Source organism: Flavobacterium sp. F52 (assembly GCF_000278705.1).
Lineage (GTDB): Bacteria > Bacteroidota > Bacteroidia > Flavobacteriales > Flavobacteriaceae > Flavobacterium > Flavobacterium anhuiense.
Window position 1 is genome coordinate 93,773 of record NZ_AKZQ01000003.1, and the last position, 21,487, is coordinate 115,259.

The 21,487-nt window shown below is 32.4% G+C and carries 25 protein-coding genes; 4 read left to right on the forward strand and 21 right to left on the reverse strand.

What is annotated here, in order from left to right; all coding sequences use genetic code 11:
- Nucleotides 1-242: 242 nt before the first annotated feature.
- Nucleotides 243-596, reverse strand: a complete 354-nt coding sequence (locus FF52_RS01380) for a hypothetical protein (protein WP_008462329.1) — start codon at nt 594-596, stop codon at nt 243-245.
- Nucleotides 597-734: 138 nt separating this feature from the next.
- On the opposite strand from FF52_RS01380, the gene FF52_RS01385 reads away from it, so the two are divergent.
- Entirely contained in the window at nt 735-1,064 is a 330-nt protein-coding gene (locus tag FF52_RS01385; RefSeq protein WP_008462332.1) for a hypothetical protein, read from the forward strand.
- A gap of 438 nt (nt 1,065-1,502) precedes the next feature.
- Here the strand turns inward: FF52_RS01385 and FF52_RS01390 are convergent, their stop codons facing one another.
- Nucleotides 1,503-2,105, reverse strand: coding sequence for a DUF6705 family protein (locus FF52_RS01390; RefSeq protein WP_083847492.1), 603 nt, complete (start codon nt 2,103-2,105; stop codon nt 1,503-1,505).
- 15 nt (nt 2,106-2,120) lie between these two features.
- Nucleotides 2,121-3,578: a hypothetical protein gene (locus FF52_RS01395; protein ID WP_008462335.1), complete on the reverse strand. Its 1,458-nt coding sequence runs from the start codon at nt 3,576-3,578 to the stop codon at nt 2,121-2,123.
- 421 nt (nt 3,579-3,999) lie between these two features.
- Between FF52_RS01395 and prfA the strand changes: the two genes are divergently transcribed.
- A complete protein-coding gene (prfA, locus tag FF52_RS01400) occupies nt 4,000-5,076 on the forward strand; it encodes a peptide chain release factor 1 (protein ID WP_008462336.1) in 1,077 nt (358 codons plus the stop codon).
- Nucleotides 5,077-5,382: 306 nt separating this feature from the next.
- On the opposite strand, the gene FF52_RS01405 is transcribed toward prfA, so the two are convergent.
- From FF52_RS01405 to FF52_RS01450, 11 genes are all read right to left on the reverse strand, one after another.
- The gene (locus tag FF52_RS01405; protein WP_008462337.1) at nt 5,383-5,760 is read right to left on the reverse strand and encodes a hypothetical protein; all 378 of its coding nucleotides are present in this window, start codon (nt 5,758-5,760) and stop codon (nt 5,383-5,385) included.
- 28 nt (nt 5,761-5,788) lie between these two features.
- Nucleotides 5,789-6,148, reverse strand: coding sequence for a hypothetical protein (locus FF52_RS01410; protein ID WP_008462338.1), 360 nt, complete (start codon nt 6,146-6,148; stop codon nt 5,789-5,791).
- Nucleotides 6,149-6,196: 48 nt separating this feature from the next.
- Complete coding sequence (locus tag FF52_RS01415; protein ID WP_008462340.1) at nt 6,197-6,481, reverse strand: YtxH domain-containing protein; 285 nt, start codon at nt 6,479-6,481, stop codon at nt 6,197-6,199.
- Nucleotides 6,482-6,537: 56 nt separating this feature from the next.
- On the reverse strand, nt 6,538-6,690 hold the full coding sequence (locus FF52_RS23570) for a lmo0937 family membrane protein (protein WP_111365189.1): 153 nt from the start codon (nt 6,688-6,690) through the stop codon (nt 6,538-6,540).
- Nucleotides 6,691-6,723: 33 nt separating this feature from the next.
- Nucleotides 6,724-7,371 (reverse strand): porin family protein, encoded by a 648-nt coding sequence (locus FF52_RS01420; RefSeq protein ID WP_035690562.1) that lies wholly within the window; start codon nt 7,369-7,371, stop codon nt 6,724-6,726.
- Between the two features lie 37 nt (nt 7,372-7,408).
- Entirely contained in the window at nt 7,409-7,978 is a 570-nt protein-coding gene (locus FF52_RS01425; protein WP_008462344.1) for a DUF4142 domain-containing protein, read from the reverse strand.
- A 134-nt stretch (nt 7,979-8,112) separates the two neighbouring features.
- Nucleotides 8,113-9,900, reverse strand: coding sequence for a CHASE3 domain-containing protein (locus FF52_RS01430; protein ID WP_008462346.1), 1,788 nt, complete (start codon nt 9,898-9,900; stop codon nt 8,113-8,115).
- Nucleotides 9,901-9,913: 13 nt separating this feature from the next.
- Complete coding sequence (locus FF52_RS01435; RefSeq protein WP_008462348.1) at nt 9,914-10,363, reverse strand: response regulator; 450 nt, start codon at nt 10,361-10,363, stop codon at nt 9,914-9,916.
- 21 nt (nt 10,364-10,384) lie between these two features.
- Nucleotides 10,385-10,936, reverse strand: a complete 552-nt coding sequence (locus FF52_RS01440) for a helix-turn-helix domain-containing protein (RefSeq protein WP_008462349.1) — start codon at nt 10,934-10,936, stop codon at nt 10,385-10,387.
- 158 nt (nt 10,937-11,094) lie between these two features.
- Nucleotides 11,095-11,280, reverse strand: a complete 186-nt coding sequence (locus FF52_RS01445) for a CsbD family protein (protein WP_008462351.1) — start codon at nt 11,278-11,280, stop codon at nt 11,095-11,097.
- 146 nt (nt 11,281-11,426) lie between these two features.
- Nucleotides 11,427-11,900: a Dps family protein gene (locus tag FF52_RS01450; protein ID WP_008462353.1), complete on the reverse strand. Its 474-nt coding sequence runs from the start codon at nt 11,898-11,900 to the stop codon at nt 11,427-11,429.
- Between the two features lie 281 nt (nt 11,901-12,181).
- Here FF52_RS01450 and pyrF point away from each other — a divergent pair, with 281 nt between their 5' ends.
- Nucleotides 12,182-13,009: an orotidine-5'-phosphate decarboxylase gene (pyrF, locus tag FF52_RS01455; protein ID WP_008462356.1), complete on the forward strand. Its 828-nt coding sequence runs from the start codon at nt 12,182-12,184 to the stop codon at nt 13,007-13,009.
- Between the two features lie 150 nt (nt 13,010-13,159).
- A complete protein-coding gene (locus tag FF52_RS01460) occupies nt 13,160-13,960 on the forward strand; it encodes an ABC transporter substrate-binding protein (RefSeq protein ID WP_008462358.1) in 801 nt (266 codons plus the stop codon).
- 1,288 nt (nt 13,961-15,248) lie between these two features.
- Here FF52_RS01460 and purU read toward each other — a convergent pair.
- From purU to FF52_RS01495, 7 genes are all read right to left on the reverse strand, one after another.
- Nucleotides 15,249-16,103, reverse strand: a complete 855-nt coding sequence (purU, locus tag FF52_RS01465; RefSeq protein ID WP_008462360.1) for a formyltetrahydrofolate deformylase — start codon at nt 16,101-16,103, stop codon at nt 15,249-15,251.
- 87 nt (nt 16,104-16,190) lie between these two features.
- The gene (locus tag FF52_RS01470; RefSeq protein WP_008462362.1) at nt 16,191-16,910 is read right to left on the reverse strand and encodes a DUF4197 domain-containing protein; all 720 of its coding nucleotides are present in this window, start codon (nt 16,908-16,910) and stop codon (nt 16,191-16,193) included.
- A gap of 143 nt (nt 16,911-17,053) precedes the next feature.
- Nucleotides 17,054-17,617, reverse strand: coding sequence for a hypothetical protein (locus FF52_RS01475; RefSeq protein ID WP_008462364.1), 564 nt, complete (start codon nt 17,615-17,617; stop codon nt 17,054-17,056).
- 28 nt (nt 17,618-17,645) lie between these two features.
- On the reverse strand, nt 17,646-18,068 hold the full coding sequence (locus FF52_RS01480; RefSeq protein WP_008462366.1) for a cytochrome c oxidase assembly factor Coa1 family protein: 423 nt from the start codon (nt 18,066-18,068) through the stop codon (nt 17,646-17,648).
- A gap of 135 nt (nt 18,069-18,203) precedes the next feature.
- Nucleotides 18,204-19,073 carry a hypothetical protein gene (locus FF52_RS01485; RefSeq protein WP_008462368.1) on the reverse strand — a complete coding sequence of 290 codons (870 nt, stop codon included), beginning with the start codon at nt 19,071-19,073 and terminating at the stop codon, nt 18,204-18,206.
- Between the two features lie 162 nt (nt 19,074-19,235).
- Nucleotides 19,236-19,568 (reverse strand): hypothetical protein, encoded by a 333-nt coding sequence (locus tag FF52_RS01490; RefSeq protein ID WP_008462370.1) that lies wholly within the window; start codon nt 19,566-19,568, stop codon nt 19,236-19,238.
- Nucleotides 19,569-19,771: 203 nt separating this feature from the next.
- A complete protein-coding gene (locus FF52_RS01495; protein WP_008462372.1) occupies nt 19,772-21,349 on the reverse strand; it encodes a L,D-transpeptidase family protein in 1,578 nt (525 codons plus the stop codon).
- Nucleotides 21,350-21,487: the final 138 nt, after the last annotated feature.

The window sequence follows — 21,487 nt, forward strand, 5'->3', positions numbered from 1 at the left end:
TGAGCAATATGTCTCTTGACTATTTTTTTACTTATTTTTTAAATTTATTAAAGTTAAATTTTGTTACTGAATTATCTAACTTTTACAATTTCGACGTAAGGAAACACGAGCTATAGCGAACAGGCGAAGCAAATCTCCGTAAGTAGCTCCGTAAAAAATTAATATGCAATTCGAGTTTCCTTCTTTGGAGTTACAAATCCTTAATTAATTCACTTGGATGAATTTTTAAAGCTTGTGCAATTTTACTCACACAACAAAGTATCAAAATCAACATGAAGTTGACTTGTATCTTGGTCAATATTAACCCAATTAAAATTTCTTAAAACATAGGCATTTCCTCCATCAATTTTAACCCATTCATCTATTCCTTTGGCAGCATTTGTCAAATCGTTTTTTGGCGTCATTCCAATGGGAGCAACGTAGCTTCTGTTTTTCGTTAAGGATTTGCAAGTACTGATTTCTATTTCTGATTGTGTAATATATTTTGATTTGGTTAAAGTCGGAAGTGTGTTATGTACTTGAAGTGGAGACATTGAAGTACAAGAAGTAAGAAATAAAATCACTCCAACAAGATTTAGTTTGATTAGCTTATTCATTTTGGATAGGTTTAGTTTTTTCAAATATAAGATATTTCGCGTAAGTTTTAAATTCGGTTGTATACACTCGATTGTTTACAATCACTTAAAAATAATCTGTTATTTATAATTTCGTTCTGAAATAAAAAATAGAAAATCATGGAAGCACAAAATAAAGAAAGAGCCGAAGAATTGTTAGAATTAATAAATAAAGGAAGCTACTTCAGTAAACTAAAACCAGTGCCAAAAGAAACCAACTCGTATACAATACCGCTAAAAGTATCTTCTTATAACGAAGTAAATCTAATGGTTTCAGATTTGCTAAAAGCAAGTATTATTTTGCTTAATCCAGATGCAAACGGTTTATCGAGTTTTACAAAAGACAATAATGTCAATGTAATGACTTTGCTTGAAATTGCCTTGCAGTTATTGCCAGAAGATGAAATGGAGTTGTTGGATGATTTGTGTAAATTTCATCTAGAATATTGATGGAAAAAGCGCAAGAAGTTTTTTAACTTCTGCGCTTTTTTAGTTCTATTTTAAAATAAAATCAAGTAAGTTTTCTATAAAAATTTTGAGCCAATTTTTCTTTTTGGGTTTAGTCTCGTTCATTTTTACAATGAATTAATTATGTTTTTTTATAATTTCTCGTTGCTGCGCAATCCCGAAAGCTTTCGGGACTGACTTTGCGCCATTTTTGCTATCGTTAATTTGAAAACAGAAACGTCTCAAAGTCTCTGACTTTACGTCAATCGTGCTTATAAAAATAATCATTTTAGAATGATTCGTAAAAAGTCGGAGACTTTTGAGTGGTTTTCGGATTTATAAGAAATAAAAAAAACGCAAAGTCAGAGACATTTGCGTAGCTTTTCAGTTGAAGACTTCATGGAGCGGGGTATAAAATACTTGAGGTTTTTAGATATATAATTATTGTTTTATCATCAAATATTTACCACCTTTTATGATGGCAGGCTTTGGTTTTGGCTGACCTTCCCTAACAGCCATTGGTCCCGTGTACCAAATTTCTGCGATAATTGCAGGTTTTCCATTGACAGTAGTTTTTCTTATATCAATTTCTCCTACTTGGGGAGATAGTTCATCCGTAAACCCTAATCTTAGTCGCTTTTCATCTGAACTGCAGTCGTCACATCCTAATACAGTTCCTGTCAAAACTCTCTTGCCACTTATATTATTACTATTACTTGTGGGAGTTAATCTATTCAAGGTATTGACTTTCTCAACTCCATTTTCGATTAATTGGTATTCACCAACTATCAAGTCTTCATAATAAGCACCATTCATAGAAGTCTTTATGTTTTTTTGCAATTTGATCTTAAGTGATGTATTTCCATTAGTATATATATAAGTGCCATCATATCCATTTAGTATACCTTTAGTGTCTTTATAATATGCTCCTCTTATACCAACAAACCCTTCTTTTGGTGTTTTTATGTCTAGTACTGGACTTTGTGCTGAACAGCTATTTAAAAAAATATAGAATACTGCTAAAAAATTAATATAGTTTTTCATAATCATTTATTATTGTTATGTACAAGGTACAAGATTTGCTTTTTTTGTTGTTGGATTAAGTTCTACTTTACTCCATTTAGTTAATAGTGGATCTGCTTTATAGATGGTTATGCCAAAAGAACCAAATTGTTTGAGAAAACTCTCTTCCAAGGCTCCTTCACTTCCATCATATAATTCTGCCTGTTCATCGTGAATTTTTTTTAATTTTTCTTTTTCTGATTTATTATTTAAATTAGGATTATTCCACACTGAATTTACCTTACTATCTAATAACACAAAATCGTTAACTTTTATAGAATAAGTATTTACATTTCCGGCTTTATCTTTGGCAACCATTATCAAAAAAACATCCTCTTTCCTGCTTGGAGATGCTTCGCTATAAGCATTTCTTAAAAATTTCACATCGCCAAAAGAAAACATTGCATAGCCATTTTTGGGGTGAGAATGTGCACCGCCAATATAGGAAGAGCCTGTGGATAGTGGGACTGAAAATTCGTCTACAGATGATATCTGATTGTACTCATACCTGTAAGTTTCATCTGGATTCATGAGTTTTTTTACTTCAACACCATGTTCCAATCTATTGATGGAAGCCATTACTTTTCCTTTTAACCAATCAATACTAGGTTTCATGTTTCCTGTTTGGGTAACGTCTGTTAAAGCTTTCAATTGTGCGCAAGGATCTGTTGCATTTGTACTTTGATCTTCTCCGCCTTCGCTTCCGCTGCCCGTACCCGTACCATGATTGGTATAAGAGCCAGTATCTGTGTATATGCTGTAGCCGCTTGTCATGCCGTTGTAGATAATATATCCTCCTGAACTGGTATTCTTATAATTATTGTTTACCACAACATCTTTTAATTGTATTCCTGTGTCTGTCGTTCCACTGCCATCTATATCGCATTCGATTCCAGCAGGACAAGAATTGTCGGAAGGAGCTTTGCCGGTCGTTCCTGCACTTTTTAAAATTAGCTTGACTTTGCCATTTTCTACAAGTTGTCCATTCTCGAAGCTGGCAGTTCTTACAAAACCTTTTTTTAAATCCCAAGCGGTTATGTATCCATTAAATGTCGGACTGTCTATTGATAAATCTTCTGGGGCTATACTCGCGCCGTTGGGGAAAATTTCAAAGATCATGGCTTCATACTTGTTATCGGCTAATTTATAAATATACAATTTTTGTTCCCAAAGTTCTGTTGCGTCTTTTTTTGCTTCATTAACAGGAACTATAATCGTTTTGGTTCCATCTTGTGAATTTCTAATTTCTGCTTCATTCCAATTATAATCTAAATTTTGAAGTAATGCGAAATTATCACCATTTGATTCATAGGCTTTAAACCATTCTTTGGCAGACGAAATAATTCTAACATCTGTCTGTCCTACATCATTGTCATCTTTCTGGCACTTGATAAAAGTGACAGAAACGAATAAAATGACCATAAATCTTGCTGCATTTTTAATTTTTCTTCTCATATTTTGGCTTTTAAGTTAATATTTCATAGAATGATTGTGGATTATACAAATGCAAGTATAATAATAATATATAAGAAAAAGATTATTTTATTAAATTATTTTGTTAAATATTGTAATATTTATTTGATAAAAATGCAGCTTATGAGTGGCGAGTCAAATAAATACTCTGAAAATATGTAAAATACTATACTTTTAGCCCTGATAGTAGCGGCATCCTTTTTAGGCAAACGAAAAAGAACTTAATAAACCATAGAGATTCTGCCTAAAAAGATATTAGTCCCGATAGCTATCGGGACAGGAAACAGCTCCTAAAAATCATTACAATTCCACTAAATATTCAACTTATATTCCCCTAAAAATGAACACTAGAATTTTCGATAAAAATTTTGTAATTTTGCCGTCCAATAAAAGGAATTAGAAAATGTTAGATAGACTTCAATATGTAAAGCAGCGTTTCGATGAGATTTCGGATTTGATTATTCAGCCGGATGTTATTTCTGATCAAAAACGTTATAAGCAGCTTAACCAAGAATATAAAGGGATTAAAGCGCTTGTTGAAAAGAGAGAAGAGTACATCATAGTTTTAGCAAACATCGACGAAGCAAACGAAATTATTGCTGACGGAAGTGATGCTGAAATGGTGGAAATGGCCAAAATGCAATTGGATGAAGCAAAAGAACGTCTGCCAGAATTGGAGGAGGAAATCAAATTTATGCTTATTCCTAAAGATCCTGAAGATGCGAAAAACGTAATGGTGGAGATCCGCGCCGGAACGGGTGGGGACGAAGCGAGTATTTTTGCAGGTGACTTGTTTAGAATGTACACGAAATATTGCGAATCTATGGGATGGAGATCATCTGTTGTAGATATGAACGAGGGTACTTCTGGAGGTTTCAAAGAGATTATCTTTGAAGTTACAGGAGAAGATGTATACGGAACTTTGAAGTTTGAAGCGGGTGTTCACCGTGTACAGCGTGTTCCGCAGACAGAAACTCAAGGACGTGTGCATACATCGGCTGCTACGGTTATGGTTTTGCCAGAAGCTGAGGAGTTTGATGTTCAAGTAGATATGAACGATGTTCGTGTAGATTTCTTCTGTTCGTCTGGACCTGGAGGTCAGTCGGTAAATACTACGAAATCGGCTGTACGTTTAACACACATTCCAACAGGTTTGGTGGCGCAATGTCAGGATGAGAAATCGCAACACAAGAATAAAGATAAAGCTTTGATGGTATTGCGTTCTCGTTTGTACGAAATGGAATTGGCCAAAAAGCAAGAAGAAGATGCTAAAAAACGTAGTTCTCAGGTAAGTTCTGGAGACCGTTCGGCAAAAATCCGTACATACAACTACGCGCAAGGACGTGTAACCGATCACCGTATTGGTTTAACGCTTTACGATTTAGGAAATATCATGAATGGTGATATTCAGAAAATCGTTTCTGAGCTTCAGTTGGTTAATAACATGGAGAAATTGAAGGAAGCTTCAGAAGTTTACTAATGAAACTTCTTAGATGCTGAGATCACTAAGATACAAAGTTTCTAAGCTTTACTTTAACACATAAAAAAACAGCATCACAAAGTGATGCTGTTTTTTTATGATTTTGAGTTTCAATAATAAAATAAGATTCGAAGAATCTAAAACTTAGAAACTTAGTGTCTTAGCATCTTAGAAGCTAAAAAAAACTATACTCCTAAAAATACTCTCGTATATTCAAAACATTTATATAGATTCGAGTAAACGTATACACCATTTTTTATTACTATTTCGCTAAGCTTTTCCATAATAATTAAATTAAGTTAACAATTACTCTCTTGATGGTTCATATTGAGAATCTTCTTCTTCATCTTCAGAAGATTCATGATGAGGTTTCGAAACCAGATTGGTGACAATGAGCTGAACGAGAGAGCCCAAAACGCCTTTGAACATCGAATCGCCTTTTCCGACAATAAATCTTTTGGCTAGATAACCAATTCCGATACTGATTGCCGATTGCGCGATATGGCTTTTAAAACCAACCGTTTCATTGATTTCTTCAACCGTATTTCTAATCAGATTTATCGGCTTTAAATTGTCTTTAATTTCGTCGATATGGTCTTTTATAGCGCACCATTCTTTATCCTGGCGAACTTCTAATTCCTCAATTTTTCGATTTAATTGATCAATATTGTAAATGGCTTCCATAGTCTTTTATGTTTATTAATAAATTAAATCAGTTTTTTGTTTCTTTTAGAATGCTGGAGATAATTGTATTTCCAATTGGGGTTTTTATCAATTTATGGTGTGATTTTACCACTACAATCACTAAAATAAGATAGAATAGTGCCATGATAAAAAAGCCGTAGTAATACTCTCCAAGTTCTTTTCCAATCCATAAACTAATCCCGATGTTTAAGAACAATGTAAAAAATGCAACAACAATACCAATCGCTATCTTTGAAGCCAATGATGAAGCACCATCAGCAACAGAACACACTGTTTTTAGTTTTAATAATTCTAAACTTGTTTTAGCATAGTTTTCTGCTTTTTCATAAAGATTTAAATTCTCGTTTGTTGTTGCATTTGGTTCCATGATATAAGGTTTTATGGTTTGAAAATTTCACTAATTAATAGATTGCTATTAATAGTTTGATTTTACTGTTTTAGCATCGTCTTTCAACGTGTTGTAATCTTCTTTAACTTGGTTAAGTTTAGATTTTCCTTCTTCGATAATTTCTTTACCGTTTGAAGTGATTGTGTTTACGATGCCATCAAATTTTGATTTCAAGTTATCACCATAATCTCTTGATTTATCTTTGATTTTTTTTCTTGTGTTTGATCCTTTGTCTGGTGCAAATAAAACACCTATGAATGCTCCCGCCGCTGCGGCTCCTAAAATTCCTAAAATTGTGCTACTAGTTTTCATAATATTTAATTTAATGGATTAATATTTAATAATTTGTTGATTTAATAGTTGTGATTTTAAACTTCTCGACCTTTAATTAGTCGAAGCAATACGGCAATAATGGCAATTACGAGCAAAATATGGATAATGCTTCCGAAACTGTAAACAAAGAACCCAAGAGCCCAAAGTATTACCAGAATCACTGCAATGGTATATAATAAGTTTGACATGGTTTTTTATTTTAGCGGTTAATAATTTCTTGTTTAGTTTAACTTATAAGAAAGATATAAGGTCAAGTTGCTGTTTTTTGCATCTGGCACTGTGTAAGTTGTGCCAGCAATAGTTCTTTCTTTACCAACAGTTGTTAAACCATAGTTGTAACGTAATCCGACACTAATTGGGCTAAAATCTACTCCAATACCTGCAGAAATACCGGCATCAAATCTTGCTAGATCATCTGCATCAATTTCTTCATCAAAATCGAAAGTTCCATCTCCAGTTACTTTAGAACTTACTAAATACGATGCGTAACCACCCGCGTGAACATTAAAATTTTTGGTTACATTTACTCTCACTAAAAGTGGAAGTTCGATATAGTTTAGTTTAAATTTTGTGTTTCCGCTTGCAAAAGCATTGCTATATTCTAATTCTGCTCCTTTTGTGGTAAACAAAAGCTCTGGCTGGATGGCAACAAAATCTGAGATAGGAAGTGTGGCGTAAACCCCAGCATTAAATCCGTATAAAATATTGTTGTCATCTACATCATCTCCGCTACCATATAGGTTGGACATGTTGAATCCTCCTTTTACACCGAACTCGGTATTTACATTATTGTCCTGAGCGTGCAGCATTCCGAATGATGCTGTTAAAAAAAGTGTTAAGGCGCATAAAAATTTGGCTTGTAATTTCATAGTTAAAAATTTAGTTAATAGATAATTAATTAGGCATTTATTCATTTTGTTTTTTTATTCGTTCAGTCTCTCGTAAGAGTCTGTATTGTTGTGGCAAAAAGCGAAGTACCAGTTCTAGAATTTCTTTATCGTTGGTTTCTCTAGAAATTGTCTCGAGTAACTCAATCTGGTCACAAATTGCTTCTGTCATTGCATCTAAATAGATATTGTTAAAGTCATTGCTGCTCGCATCAATAAGGTTGTACAGGTCTCGTTTGTGCGTGGCATTTATTTCAGTAATGACAATGAGCTTTGATGTAGCCATTTTGTTAATCTCTTCTAACAATTGATTTTCTTGAACTTCAATTCTTTTGCTTAATTCCTGAACAATAACATCTGAACTTTTTTTCTGTGCAATTTGACTTTTAGAAATAATTGATTTGCTAATATTCGCCGTCGAAATAAAAAAGAACACTTCTGTTTCTTCTCTGTCATTTTTTGCAAAAGCTTGATTTTTAAAATTGTTTTCAATCGGATTAATTTTTCTGCAAGACGTCGCGCATAGTACTAATACGAATAAGAAAAAGACTCTAAAATATGCAGCCTTTAAAGAGGGAATTGCTTTCATTATTACTTCCTAAAGTATTACATTACAAAGATGCTAACGAATGAAAGATTTTACTTTACAGCATAAAAAAGAAACGTTATATAATTCCCATAGTGGATTTATATAACGTTTTTTATGTGTTTTTTTAATGAGGTTTAATCGGGTAGAAACACTGTAAACACTGAGCCTTTTCCTAAAATACTATCGGCTGTGATATAGCCTTTATGGTTTTCGACAATCTTCTTGCAGATCGCCAATCCAATTCCGGTTCCTGGATAATCTGTTTTGGAATGAAGACGCTGAAAAAGAATAAAAATAGTTTCTTTAAACTGCGGATCGAATCCCATTCCGTTGTCTGTAAAAGTAATTTTGTGATACTTCTTTATAGACTGTTCTAATATTTCTGGATAATCGGCAGAATTTACTTTTTCGCTCGAAATAGAAATTTCAGGATTTACATCGGGCTGATTGTATTTTAATGAATTTCCAATTAAATTAATGAACAGCTGTTCGATCTGATACGGAATAACAGAAAGCTTCGGAAGTTTGCCAATACGCTGAATCGTCGCTTTTTTTTCTTCAATTACTTCACCCAACTCAGATTCGGCATTATCCAAAAGTTCATTCAGATTCATTTTGATGAATTCCTTTTTGGTCGTATTGGTTCTTGAAAATAAAAGAAGATCGTCTATTAAAACACGCATTCTTTTTGCCGAACTTTCTATTTTGGTAATGTAATTTTTACCGCTTTCAGACATAACTTCTTTGTCGGCACTCGAAACTCTCGAAATGAAAGTTTGTATTTTTCTAAGAGGTTCCTGTAAATCGTGGCTTGCCACATGATTGAAAGAAGCTAGTTCTTTGTTGCTTTTTTCCAGTTCCTTATTTCGTTCCTGAAGTTCGATATTTAGAAGGTGCTCATCTGTAATATCAAAATTGATTCCCAGCAAAATTTTACTGCCTTGCTGATCGGTCACCAATTTTCCCGTTGTTTTAAAATAACGAACTTCAAAATCTGGACGCACAATTTTATAATATACAAACGGAAGATGTTTCTTTTCTACAATTTCGTCTATTGCCTTGGCAACAGATTCTTTGTCGTCTGGGTGAACATATTTGATGAGTGTTGCTTTGTTAGGCGCAAAAGATTTTGGCTCAAGACCTAATAAACGGAATTGGTTGTCTGAAAAATCAATTTTATCAGAATCCAAATCCCATTGCCAAGTGCTGAATTTACCGATGTTTTCAGATTCAGAAATTAAACCGCTAGAAATAAGAAGTTTTTTGTTGAATACTTTCAAACGTTCAAAATCGCGGCTAATTTGGCGGTAAGCCAATAAAATAAAACTCAAAGCCACCAAGAATAATGAAATCGAAAACAGCGGACTCAAAGAGATTTCGGAGTCGTAAATTTTAAGTCGTTTCTTTAAGAAATCTTTCTCGATATCGTTCATTTCGTCAACCTTAAAACGGATATTTTCCATTAAGATTCTTCCGCCAAACATATGATTGTCCAGTTTTCTTTTATCGTATGTTTTAGGGTCGCTGTATTTTAAACAGTTTTCAAAAGAAATAAAACGTTGGGTAATGAGCTTGAAGAGTTTCTGAAGGTTTTCCTGCTGCTTAGGATTATCAGCAGTTAGTTTTTTTAAGGTAATAAATGAAGTATTTACCTTGTCGCGAGAATAAATATAGGGAGTTAAAAAACGGGCATTGCGGGTAATGATGTACCCACGCTGACCCGTTTCTGCATCTTTAATAGCCGACATTAATCGTTCGAGCTGTATGTTGATTTCGTAGGCATGCATAACCAGTTTGCTCGATTCGTTCAAGTCCTGATTATGTTTGTAAGCAATTGAAGAAAGAAATAACAGAATGAAAACTGCGATTACAAAAATAACTCTCAAAGAGTTTGAAGAATTAAAATTTGGTATCCACTTCATTGTTGGTATGCTTTTATTTTAGTCGCAACAAGAAATTATCACGGTTTAAACCAGAAGTATGATAATGCCAGTTTACAGTCACAACCTCATTAATTATTTTTTTGAGCGTATTGAAATCGCTTGGCTTTTTGATGTAAATATTGGCTCCTTGAATAAAGGTATCTTCGATATCTTCTTCAGAGGAAGACGTGGAGTAAATGGCAATAATTATATCTTTTAAATGATCCGTTTTTTTGATTTCAATTAAACACTCTTTACCTGTTTTCTTAGGCATGTTTAAATCTAGAAACAAAATATCTGGAAGTTTATTGTCTGGGTTCATTAAATGATCCATAAGTTGCATACCGTCATGAACAAAACTTACATTTGTTTGTATCTTTATTTCTTCAAATGCATCTTTAAAGAAAAGACGGTCATCTTCATCATCATCGGCCAATAAAATGTGTAATGCGTTTTTTTGCATTTTTAATGTGGTATTTGGGTTTTATTTTAAATTTTCTCTTCGTTTCTTAATAATTCTCTGAAAAGCAGACGGAGTAATTCCAGTTGTGTTTTTAAACTGCGTACTCAAATGCGCCACACTCGAGTAGTTGAGTAAAAAAGCAATTTCGGTTAAACTCATTTCGTTGATAATAATCAATTGTTTTGCTCTTTCGATTTTCTGTAAAATGATAAAGTTTTCTATAGAAGAATACGTTACTTCTGAGAAAACATTCGATAAATATCCGTAACTGTGATTTAGTTTTTCTGCCAAAAATACAGAACTTTTGTAATTATTGTTATCATCCATAAATACAAGTTCAATAATAGCATCTTTTATTTTTTGTACTAATACACTTTTTTGATTTTCAACTACTTCAAAACCGCATGGAGCCAATTTAGCTTTTAAATTCTCCAATGCTTCGGCATCCAGATTGTCTTCAATCTCAATTTCTCCAAAACCTAGAGTCGTAAAATTTACATTGTTTTGTTCCAGATTTTGTTTTAAATAAAGAGAGCAAATGGTATTAATGTCGAACTTTATAAATAGTTTCATTTTATAGAAATTTGGTTAAAGATACTTATTTTATTTGGTGTTTTTGCTTTTAAATGATATAGAATTACAAGTAAATGTGATTTTAAAATAAAATTTTCAAAAAAATACCGTCTAATATTTTGTACTAGACGGTATTTCCCTGATTGAGTTGCAAGGATTTACAATTCTGACAGGATTTGATGAAATTCTTCTTTTGTTTTTCCCAGTTTCTGCTGAAGTCTTCCATACATTTCGTCTTCTTTTCCTTCAGCAAACATCAAATCGTCATCTGTTAACTCAGCATATTTTTGCTTTAGTTTTCCTTTCAACTCGTTCCAGTTTCCTTTTATTTCAGTCGTATTCATGATGTCTTTTTTAGTTTTTTGTTGTATTGTAAAATTGCAAATTTTCAATTAGCTTCTTGTTACATTTATTTTTCTGACTGTTGCATAATTTTCACTTCAACCCGAAATTAAAGTATAAATTAACAGTTGAAATAAACCAGTAACGATTATACTTGGTATCTTCTAAGAATCCAAGCCATCTTTTCGTGTTCTTGCAGCAATCCTGTTACAAAATCGGCAGAACCGGCATCGTTAGTTTCGTTTTCAAAAATCGGAATGTAGCTTCTAAATTCTGTTACCAGCTGTTCGTGGTTTTCTAAAAGTTCAGAAAGCATATTTTTTTGAGAAGCATATTCTTTTGGAGATTCTTTAAGAGTAGAATTGTCTATAAACTCCTTCATTGTCCCGATTGTTTTTTCTCCCAATTGATTAATGCGTTCTGCAACTTCATCAATTTGGGCTTCAAGGATGCGATATTGCTCTTCAAATAATTTATGCAGTTCCATAAAACTATTTCCAGAAATGTTCCAGTGAAATTTTCTTGTCTTTACATATAAAGTCATTTCGTTTGATAAAATTGTGGCTAATATAGAAGCGCTTTTTTTTAAGTTTTTCGGTGTGATTCCGATATTTGGGCTCATAATTGTCTTTTAAATGGTTTATTTCAAAGTTACTTTTGGTTACAATTTTTTTATTACACAATTTTCTATTGATTTTATAGAATTTAATGTTGGCATAAATAAATATTCTCACATGAAGCCCGAAGGACGCAAGGGGCTTCGACTCCACTCAGCCTGACAACAACAACTAACCACCAACAATTAGCAATTACCACCAACCACCAACCACCAACAATTAACCACCAACCATTAACTCATTAACCATTATAATTTGTAATTTTGCCGCACAAGAAAAAAAGAATATGACAACACAACAACTACACGAACAAATTCTTCAAAAAAAATCATTTTTATGCGTTGGTTTAGATCCTGATCTGACTAAGATTCCGCAACATTTATTAGAAACCGAAGATCCTATTTTCGAATTTAATAAAGCCATTATTGATGCCACTCATGATCTGACTGTTGGATACAAACCAAACACCGCTTTTTTTGAGGCATACGGAATAAAAGGGTGGATGTCTCTGCAAAAAACAATTAATTATATCAACGAAAATTATCCTGATATTTTTACGATTGCAGATGCAAAACGAGGTGATATCGGGAATACATCAAGCATGTATGCCAAAGCTTTTTTTGAAGACCTTAATTTTGATAGTGTAACCGTTGCTCCTTATATGGGAAAGGACTCTGTGGAGCCTTTTCTAGCTTTCGAAAATAAACACACCATCATGCTAGCTTTGACTTCTAATGAAGGAGCTTTCGATTTTCAGACTTTAAATACAAACGGAAAGGAATTGTACAAACAAGTTCTAGAAACTTCTAAAACTTGGAAAAACAGCGAAAACCTAATGTATGTTGTTGGTGCAACCAAAGCAGAATACTTTACAGAAATCAGAAAAATTGTTCCTGATAGTTTCTTATTGGTTCCAGGAATCGGTGCTCAAGGCGGGAGCTTATCTGAAGTTTGCAAATATGGAATGAATGATAAGGTAGGTCTTTTGGTAAATTCTGCAAGAGCTATTATTTACGCTTCAAAAGGAACCGATTTTGCTGAAAAAGCAAGAGAAGAAGCTTTGAAAGTGCAACAGGAAATGGCTGAGATTATTGGTTTGAAGTTGCAGGTTTAAAGTTTGCTTTGAACATAATTTAACCGCAAAGTTCGCAAAGAGTTACGCTATGAGCGCAAAGCTTTGCGAACTTTGCGTAAAGAAACCTTGCGAACTTTGCGGTTAAAAACCACAAGCCCAAATAACTTGAAAACAAAAAAGACTTGAAACATGAAACAATTAGCAGACCAGCTTGGTACTATTCATACTTTCGAAACAGCTCCAAAACGAATTATTTCTCTTGTTCCTTCGCAAACTGAATTATTATATGATTTAGGTTTAGAAGAAAAAATTATCGGAATAACGAAGTTTTGTGTCCATCCGTTTCATCTTAAATCTACCAAAAAGATTGTTGGAGGAACGAAGAAAATTCACTTCGAAAAAATAAAGCTTTTAGAACCAGACATTATTATCTGCAATAAAGAAGAAAACACGCTTGAGATTGTAGAACAGTTAAGCGTAATTTGTCCTGTTTGGGTGACTAATATAGTTTCTATTGAAGATAATTTCCAAATGATTTCAGATTTTGGACAATTATTCAATTGCAGAACCGAAGCTCAGAAATGGAACAACAAATTAGCTTTCGCCTTGAGCGATTTCAAAAATTATATAAAGGATATAAAAGAAAAGAAAGCAGCCTATTTTATTTGGAAAAATCCATATATGGTAGCTGGAAATGACACTTATATCAATGAGTTGCTTAAACTGAATCATTTTAAAAACATCTACGAAGATAAAGGGCGCTATCCTGAAATCGAATTAAAGAAAATGCGTTTAGAAGGCGATCCTGATATTGTTTTTCTTTCTTCTGAACCTTATCCTTTTAAAGAAGAAGATGCTTTCGAAATAGGAAGATTTACACATCACGCCAAAACTATTTTTGTTGACGGCGAAATGTTCTCTTGGCACGGCAGTAGATTGCTAAAAGCTTTTTCGTATTTCAAATTACTGCACGAAAGATTGAAAAATTAGTTTTTTGTTTCAGGTTTCAGGCTTCAAGTTGTTGAGAGTTTAACCGCAAAGAGCGCAATCCCGATAGCTATCGGGGACGCAAAGTTCGCAAAGTTTTTTAGACAAAGCTTTGCGAACTTTGTGTTTTTATACAAACTTCTTGAGAAAAAACTTTGCGTTCTTTGCGTTAAAATTATTTTCAAAGTGAAGCAACTTGAGGCTTGAAAGTTTAACCACAAAGAGCGCTAAGATTAACGCAAAGTTCGTAAAGTTCGCAAAGTTTTTTAGACAAAGCTTTGCGAACTTTATGTTTTTATACAAACTTCTTGAGAAAAAACTTTGCGTTCTTTGCGTTAAAACTATGTTCAAGTAAAGAAACATGAAACGTGAAATATGAAACAAAATAAACCCAACTTTCACAAATAAAGAATGCCGACATCTCGAAGACGCCGGCATCATTTAACTAACCAAAACCAAAATAATAAATAACCAGTTTATTACAGTACAAATATCCGACATATATTAATCTTATGCTGTTAAGGTCTTGTTATTACTTTGTTGGATATAAGTTAATGTCTAAAGCTTGCAGCAAAAACAGTTGTTTCAAGTTTCAGGTTTCAAGTTGTTGTAGCATATGCATGCACGGAATAAATGCAAAAGTTTAGACATTTCAGACAGTCATAGGAATAAAATTTTTTTATAAAGCTTTCGAAATTTAAACTTCTTTTAATTAAAAAATCTTTGCGCTCTTTGCAATAAAACTAAGCGTATAGCTTTGTAACTTGAAACAAAAAAAATTGAAACCTGAAACAAAAGACTATAAAAAAAAGAATGCCGGCATCTCGAAGACGCCGGCATCATTTAACTAACCAAAACCAAAATAATAAATAACCAGTTTATTACATTACAAATGTCCGACATATATCAATTTTATGCTGTTAAGGTTTTGTTATTACTTTGTTGGTCATACGTTAAGATTTGAAAAATAGCTGTTTTGAGCTTTGTGCAACGAAAAATAATTTTTTATTATTATAATACAATAACAATCAATTTTGTTTATAAATGTGCTAAGGATAAGTCTCAGTATATGATAAAATTTTAAAAATCAATGAAATAGAATCAAGTGAAAAATTAACAACTGTAGCATAAACTCCCTTTTTTGACAATGAAAAAGAGTCAAATAAGAGGTTATGGATTTGTTTTTCTTGCAACTTTTGAGCTTATAAAAAGAAAACCCGACAGATTTTAAAACCTGTCGGGTTTATTATATAAAAGAACTCAGAAACTGAGTATCTCAGAAACTTAAAAACTAAGAAAAAACAACTGTCTTATTGCTATAAACCATTGTTTTTCTTTCAGCATGCAGTTTAATGGCTCTTGCTAAAACAATGCGTTCCAAGTCACGGCCTTTCATGATGAAATCTTCTACAGAGTGAATATGAGAAACACGTGCAATATCTTGTTCGATGATCGGACCTTCATCCAGTTCTTCTGTTACATAGTGGCTTGTTGCACCAATAATTTTTACACCACGTTTAAAAGCCGAATGATACGGTTTTGCACCTGGAAAAGCAGGTAAGAACGAATGGTGGATATTGATAATTTTATTTTCGTACAGCGAAATCACTTTTGGGGTTACAATCTGCATGTAACGCGCTAAAACGATAAAATTGATTTGATATCTTTTTAAAAGCTCAATTTGCCTTGCTTCACCCTCTTCTTTGTTGTCTTTTGTAAATGGAACATAGTGAAACGGAATATCAAAACGTTCTGCGATCGAACGTAAATCATTATGATTGCTTATAATCATCGGAATTTCAACACCCAATTCATCAGCACTGTAACGTCCTAAAATGTCAAACAAACAGTGATCATATTTAGAAACAAACAAAGCCATTTTAGGTTTCTGTTCCTGATTGTACAAATCCCAAGACATATTAAAATCGGCAGCAAGCGTCTGGCTGAATTCTTCTTTTATGGCTTCAATGCTATTGCCTTGATTGCTAAATTCACATTCTAAACGCATAAAAAACACATTTTGCTCTACATCCACGTGTTGGTCGATATAGGTAATATTTCCTCCTACCTTAGCAATAAAAGTAGTGACTGAAGCAATAATATTCTTTTGATCTTTACAGTGAATGAGTATGGTAATTTTTTGCATTTGAGTTTATTTTTGGTTAGTTGAAAAGATGCTGAGATACTAAGATATTAAGATATTAAGAGTCTTAGAAGCTTAGCAACTTTAGAATTATTTTCCATCCTGCATTGCAAAAACCTTTTGTAATAAAGGCGTTGTTCTTGCAGTAATATTATTTCTGATTTCTTTTTCTTCAACAGCAATCATTTTAAAAACACCAGACAAAGCTTGATTGGTTGTATAATCAGTCAAATCTGGATTTACTTTTTTTACTAATGGAATAGTGTTGTATTTTGTTATAATTTTTGTCCAGACAGCATCTGCGCCTACTTTTGCAAAAGAGTTTTTTATTACTGGATTAAATTTGGCATATAATGCAGTTGTGGTACTGGTTTGCAAATAATTTGTTGCTGCATTGTCACTTCCTAAAAGAATGTTTTTAGCATCTGTAAAAGTCATGTTTTTTACTGCGGTAACAAAAATCGGAGTAGCTTCTTTTACAGCATCCTCTGCGGCGCGGTTCAACATTTTGATTCCTTCATCTGCAAGAGAGCTCAATCCCACTTTACGTAGAGTTGCATCTACTTTTTGTAATTCTTCAGGCATTAAAATTTTTACAGCTTCGTTTTTATAAAAACCATCTACGGCGGTTAATTTACTTACTTGTTGTGTAATTCCTTTATTTAAAGCTTCTTTTAATCCGGAAGCAATATCAACAGTTCCTGTTGTTGGAATCTGGGATGCGATTTGTGGCAATTGATTTAAAGTCTGTTGTACCTGTGCGCACGAAGTAAGAGAAAATGTAACGGCTAATAGTAAAATCTTTTTCATTATGGGGGTTTTGTTTAAGTTTCAAAAATACTACTTATTCAAAAATAACGCCACAATTTTATTTTAAGCAAACTAACATTTTGTTGTAAACTTAACATAAAAGGACTTAGCGACTTAGAGCCTCCATTTTTTTCCATCTTAATTTATGGCCATCCCATTCGAATATTATCTTGCCAGTAGGTTTTACTAGAAATATAAATGGGTTTTGAAAGTATTATAGGTTTATTATGAGCATCAAAATATTGAACTCGAATGATTTTTTCATTAGAATCATCTTTCATATCAATGTTTCCTTCGCCATCATCAATCAGTTTCTTTTTTTGGAGGTACAAGTAAGGTTTTTCGACAATATATTCAGTAACTGCTTCTCCGTTTAGTTTTAAATTGCAACCAATCAAATTTCCATTGCTGTCAAGCGATTCAATTCTTCTTAAATAACTATTTTCATAATAATATATTTCAAAAGCAATCCTACAAGATCCTGGTTGAAGTTTATTGTTTTGCAATCTAAAGCGCAGTATTTGGTTTTTGGCATTTATAAATTCAATAGAGCCATTTCCCTCTGCATTAATATCATTGTGTAATATTCTAGCAGGTTTTGAGAACCGTTTGATTTGATTGGGGTAAACGTGATAATTTTCGGCAGATTGTGCGAAAGAAGAAACACACAGAAAAAGTCCTAAGAATAGACTAAAAAAAGATTTCATTTATAATTTTTATTAGGGCTATAGATTTTTATGGCTGCAATAAATCTATTTTTTCATTTGTTTTTTCAATATAGACAGACATTTCACTGTATTTCCATTTCCCTCTTTTTTCACCAACAACAAATAATGTTGCTTTGCCCTTAGGGCCTTTTATCGGAACTTGTACATCGCAAGTTCTAACATTATTGGAAGAAGTGACACTTCCAGAAACGATTCCGTCTGTTTCTATTGGAGATCCTAGCCTCTCAACTACTAATTTATTATTTTGTACTGCTGTCATAGATTCTTTATAAGCCTCAGAATCTTTTAATACAGAAGTTACTTCATAGAAAATTCCCCCAATAAATAAAGCGACTAATATTATAAGAGTTAAGCATCCGCTTGGAATAAGCCATTTCCAATTTCGGTTAAACCAGCTTTTTTGTTGTATTAACTCGTTTGAATCTTCCATAGATTGTTTTTTAGGTTAAAAAGAGAAAGCTAAAATAAGAAATAAATTTTGTTGATTTTCAGTGTTTTATATTAAATAAAAAATCACCTTATAAAATTCAATAAGGTGATTTTTAGTTTTGAAATTATTTGAGTTTTATCGATTACTAAAAGCAATTTCTTTTAATGCTAAGGGATTACTTATTGCTTTTGAAACCTCTTGTTTTCTCATGTTGTCATTATTACCAGTTCCGGTGCTTAAAATTAACTTTTTAGGAATAATTGGTTTTTCTTCAAAAATTGTAGTGTATAATAAAACAGCCTGAAGAAATCCGCCATCATTTAAAAAATGAGGCGTGTTTTGACCATAGCAAAGATTGTCTGTTTTGTTTTTTAGGTAGTTGTAGCCATTTTTACCGCTATAAGCATCTCTAACAGCATCACCAATTTTCAATATCCCTGCGTTTTTTATAAAAGCAGTTGCTAAAATTGTATTTTTACGCAATTCTTTATAATAATTAGTATAGTCTGAATCTGTATAAGGCAATGGAGTCATGTTTTGGTACACATAAATTGCAACATCAGGACTGTTTTTATGTATTTTTTCTGCAAACAGTTTTAAATTTGACCTATACTTTTCTAGATTTGTTAATGCAATTTGCGGAGCTTCCTGAAGGATTACAAAATCATAATAATTTCCATCTTTATCTATATTAGAAAAATTCTGATTGGCTTCTGTTTTATTTGTATAATAGACTTTGTCAAGTGGAACTCCCATTGTAATTAGTTGCTGAACATTTACATTCTTATTATTTGCATTGCACAATTCCTGAAATAATGTGGGAGCGCTAACAAAATATTCGGTTTGATTATTTCCTATAAATAGTATGCGCGGAGGTCCTACTGCTTTTGGAGCTTTTGGTTTGCTAATGCCGCCGTAAGTTATTGGACTCTTTGATGAAGAATTATTGCATGAAATAATGAGACTTGAAACAATAATACCAAGAACTAAAATGTATTTTTTCATTGTTGATTTTATATTAAAAAAGATTTGCAAATCTCTCTTTAATGCAAAATCAGATAAGCCTTAATAAGACTTAAAAATGTCAATTTAGGACAAAAAAAATCACCTTATAAAGTATAAGATGATTTTAGGAAAAGATTTTGAAACTATATAAAATGTGATGGTTTAATTGTGCGTGTAAACAGGTCTATTGGTGTCTAAATCTTTTAATATAGTATCAGTATAATCTTTTCCGCCTTTCATTAGGTAAAATAATGATTTGGCGATATAAATTGGGGCAAAAGGGAAAATACGCAAGCTTAGCGATAAATTTAGAAAAAAGTGTTTTAAGGCATATTTGAATGTGCCTTCATTTGGGCGTATAAAATAAATATTTGGTTCCTTAATCCTTTTAACCATTTCAGAAATAATGAAAGGAAACATTATAAACTTTCCTCCTTGTTGAATTAAAACGTTTATTTCAAACATTGTAAGACCTTCTATATTATTTGTTTTCATAATAGTTTAGTTTTAAACATTTATAAAAAGATGGGGCTTAATTCTATTGCAAAATAAAGGCGAATTTCAAATTGTAATTACCTTTAAAAGCTTTAAAAATAGTATTTTAAGGTTTTTTTATTATTGGTGATCAAAATAAATAATAAAGAGAGGATTTATCAAATCAAATTTGATAAATCCTCTCTTAGAATTATTAGCGTAAATTATTGATTTACAATTACAGCGTCGGGAAGTGTTTCGCCATTTGGATTGGCATCTTTTTCGTAAACATCTTGAAAGAATCCAATTTCGCCTTTTTCATTTACTAATGAAGTAAAATACGTAATGAAAATAGGCACTTTTTTAGATAGCTTAAAACTGTTTTCTACTTTACCCGCCATAGCTTTGTCAATTTTTGCTTGAGTCCATTCTGGATAATCTTTCAGCATGGCCACAGCAAGTTCTTTCGCCATTTTTACATTGATGCATCCGTGGCTGAAAGTTCTTTTTTCAAAGTCGAACAAAGTTTTAGATGGCGTATCGTGCATATAAATATCATCAGGATTTGGAAACATAAATTTTACCAATCCTAAAGAATTGTCTGGTCCTGGTTTTTGTCTTACTTGGCCGTTTACCATCTCCATATTTTTTTCTGCAAGATAATTTGGGTCTGCAGCAATTTTAGATCTTAACTCATTTTGCACAATGCTTTGAGGCACTGTCCAATATGGGCTAAAAACAATTCGGTCAATTTCTCCATTAAAAATCGTGGTTTTAGTCAAAGGCGCTCCAACAAATACAGGAGAAGTTAAAACTACTTTTCCGTTTTTAACATAAAACAATTCATAAGAAGGAACGTTAACCAAAACATATTCGTCGCTCGCAGCAATTTTAGCCGAAATTTCACGACATCTTTCCATGTTAAGTTTTAAAGTGGCTACCTTGTCTTCAAGCGGAATATTCATTTCATCAATATGTTCTTGAGCCAAGATATAATTAGGTTTAAATCCGTTGCGGACTTTGTATTTCATTACAGCATCCATCAATTCACGATCATATACTTTGCTTTTAGAATCGGTTTTTAAATCTCCTAATAAGTACAAGCGAGTTCTAACCTGTGAAATGGTGCTTGAAACTGCATCTGGACGCAACTCTTTATATGGAGATTCTTCTGGAACAATAGGTTTATATTTGCTTGATTTCTCTAATCTTTTATATTTTTTCAAAGCATCTTGCAATTTGTAATATTGATCAAATTCAACTTTTTCATTTGTTGCAACTGATGTTGTTTCTTCTTCTAATGTGCTATAGTTTAAGAAATCTTTCAGCATGGCATCATAAGCAATTCTTTTTTTATCAGCATTATTTTTCTTAGTGTACAATACATACAATGAACTTAAAAGCATATCTGCATCCGTTTGAGAAAGAGTGCTTTTATCTGATGAAGCGCTAAATAATTGATCAATTTCTTTTTGATAAGGAATGATTAAGTCATTTGTTTTTTTTGCTTTTTCATACAAAACAGAACCAAACTCGTTAATTTCATCTTCGTCAAACCAAATAGTTCCAAGCGTTCGGTTTTTGTACAACGACATAACTTCAGATTTATATTTTTTCAAATCAGAATATCTTTTAAAGAAGTCGTTCGAAATTTCGTTTACATCATCTGAATTGTGGTAAACGGTTGAATGATTTGAAGCTTTTGTATTCTTATATATGAAATCACTTTTTTCAAAACTGTTAAAAGAAAATACAAAAAAACTCAAACCTAAAATTACGGTGAATGAATAAAATGTTCTCATTTTTTTAATTTTTACGTTATTACTTTTCTATGTAAGTTTTTAGGTAAAAATTTGGGGCTTTTCTACACTGCTAAATTAATTTAGGAAGGCTTAAAATATGTTTTCTGATTTTATTTAAATGTTGCGAAATTGCCATGT

Coding starts and splice junctions, on each gene's coding strand:
- FF52_RS01460 (WP_008462358.1), top strand. CDS start 13,160: ATGAAACAATTAGCAGACCAGCTTGGTACTATTCATACTTTCGAAACA.
- FF52_RS01470 (WP_008462362.1), bottom strand. CDS start 16,910: ATGAAAAAGATTTTACTATTAGCCGTTACATTTTCTCTTACTTCGTGC.
- FF52_RS01440 (WP_008462349.1), bottom strand. CDS start 10,936: ATGAAACTATTTATAAAGTTCGACATTAATACCATTTGCTCTCTTTAT.
- FF52_RS01435 (WP_008462348.1), bottom strand. CDS start 10,363: ATGCAAAAAAACGCATTACACATTTTATTGGCCGATGATGATGAAGAT.
- FF52_RS01430 (WP_008462346.1), bottom strand. CDS start 9,900: ATGAAGTGGATACCAAATTTTAATTCTTCAAACTCTTTGAGAGTTATT.
- FF52_RS01395 (WP_008462335.1), bottom strand. CDS start 3,578: ATGAGAAGAAAAATTAAAAATGCAGCAAGATTTATGGTCATTTTATTC.
- pyrF (WP_008462356.1), top strand. CDS start 12,182: ATGACAACACAACAACTACACGAACAAATTCTTCAAAAAAAATCATTT.
- FF52_RS01415 (WP_008462340.1), bottom strand. CDS start 6,481: ATGAAAACTAGTAGCACAATTTTAGGAATTTTAGGAGCCGCAGCGGCG.
- FF52_RS01390 (WP_083847492.1), bottom strand. CDS start 2,105: ATGAAAAACTATATTAATTTTTTAGCAGTATTCTATATTTTTTTAAAT.
- FF52_RS01485 (WP_008462368.1), bottom strand. CDS start 19,073: ATGAAAAAATACATTTTAGTTCTTGGTATTATTGTTTCAAGTCTCATT.
- purU (WP_008462360.1), bottom strand. CDS start 16,103: ATGCAAAAAATTACCATACTCATTCACTGTAAAGATCAAAAGAATATT.
- FF52_RS01410 (WP_008462338.1), bottom strand. CDS start 6,148: ATGGAACCAAATGCAACAACAAACGAGAATTTAAATCTTTATGAAAAA.
- FF52_RS01420 (WP_035690562.1), bottom strand. CDS start 7,371: ATGAAATTACAAGCCAAATTTTTATGCGCCTTAACACTTTTTTTAACA.
- FF52_RS01445 (WP_008462351.1), bottom strand. CDS start 11,280: ATGAATACGACTGAAATAAAAGGAAACTGGAACGAGTTGAAAGGAAAA.
- FF52_RS01480 (WP_008462366.1), bottom strand. CDS start 18,068: ATGGAAGATTCAAACGAGTTAATACAACAAAAAAGCTGGTTTAACCGA.
- FF52_RS23570 (WP_111365189.1), bottom strand. CDS start 6,690: ATGTCAAACTTATTATATACCATTGCAGTGATTCTGGTAATACTTTGG.
- FF52_RS01405 (WP_008462337.1), bottom strand. CDS start 5,760: ATGGAAGCCATTTACAATATTGATCAATTAAATCGAAAAATTGAGGAA.
- FF52_RS01450 (WP_008462353.1), bottom strand. CDS start 11,900: ATGAGCCCAAATATCGGAATCACACCGAAAAACTTAAAAAAAAGCGCT.
- FF52_RS01425 (WP_008462344.1), bottom strand. CDS start 7,978: ATGAAAGCAATTCCCTCTTTAAAGGCTGCATATTTTAGAGTCTTTTTC.
- FF52_RS01385 (WP_008462332.1), top strand. CDS start 735: ATGGAAGCACAAAATAAAGAAAGAGCCGAAGAATTGTTAGAATTAATA.
- FF52_RS01495 (WP_008462372.1), bottom strand. CDS start 21,349: ATGAGAACATTTTATTCATTCACCGTAATTTTAGGTTTGAGTTTTTTT.
- FF52_RS01490 (WP_008462370.1), bottom strand. CDS start 19,568: ATGAAAACAAATAATATAGAAGGTCTTACAATGTTTGAAATAAACGTT.
- prfA (WP_008462336.1), top strand. CDS start 4,000: ATGTTAGATAGACTTCAATATGTAAAGCAGCGTTTCGATGAGATTTCG.
- FF52_RS01380 (WP_008462329.1), bottom strand. CDS start 596: ATGAATAAGCTAATCAAACTAAATCTTGTTGGAGTGATTTTATTTCTT.
- FF52_RS01475 (WP_008462364.1), bottom strand. CDS start 17,617: ATGAAATCTTTTTTTAGTCTATTCTTAGGACTTTTTCTGTGTGTTTCT.